This is a genomic window from Dellaglioa sp. CoH-57-MRSF-20 (assembly GCF_056781955.1).
Genome location: NZ_JBXAXV010000095.1, coordinates 1 through 492 on the forward strand (window position 1 = coordinate 1; position 492 = coordinate 492).

The 492-nt window shown below is 54.3% G+C and carries 1 protein-coding gene; it reads right to left on the reverse strand.

Going from position 1 to position 492, the window contains the following annotated elements; translation table 11 throughout:
* Positions 1-299, reverse strand: a 299-nt coding sequence (locus AC1RPN_RS08290) for a hypothetical protein (protein WP_481763732.1), incomplete at its 3' end; no start/stop codon positions are given.
* Positions 300-492 lie beyond the last annotated feature (193 nt).

Consider the following 492-nt stretch of genomic DNA (forward strand, 5'->3'; position numbering starts at 1 on the left):
CACTGTTTGAGTGGAACTCGACGACGAGCTGCGCGTATCATCGCGATCATAGCCGGAATGTCGAGATCGTCTTGGTCCTCAGGATCAGCCTCGTAGTCGAATTCGACTACCTTGATGAAACCATCGGACGATGCGAAGTATGCCTCTTCGCCGCCCATCGCGTCAACCAGTCGTCGGGTGTACACGGCGTGCTGGCCCTTCAGCTCTTCGAGTTCTTTACGAAGATCACGCATTCGTTGCTGCAACTTGTGCACCTGATCACCCAGTTCACGGGCGCGGGCGCTAGATACCTCACGCATACTGCCTCCGCACGTATTAGATGCGCGTATTATACAGAAGACGAATGCCGTGTCAAGCACAAAATGAAAAACCCCTAAACCTTGCGGAATCTGGGTTATGGCTTAGGCTAGCACCAAGCTCTTGATGTAGCGGAGTCGGCTTCGCAGTCGATCCAGTTCTGTTAGCGCGTTCAGGAACGCAGCTTCCACCGGG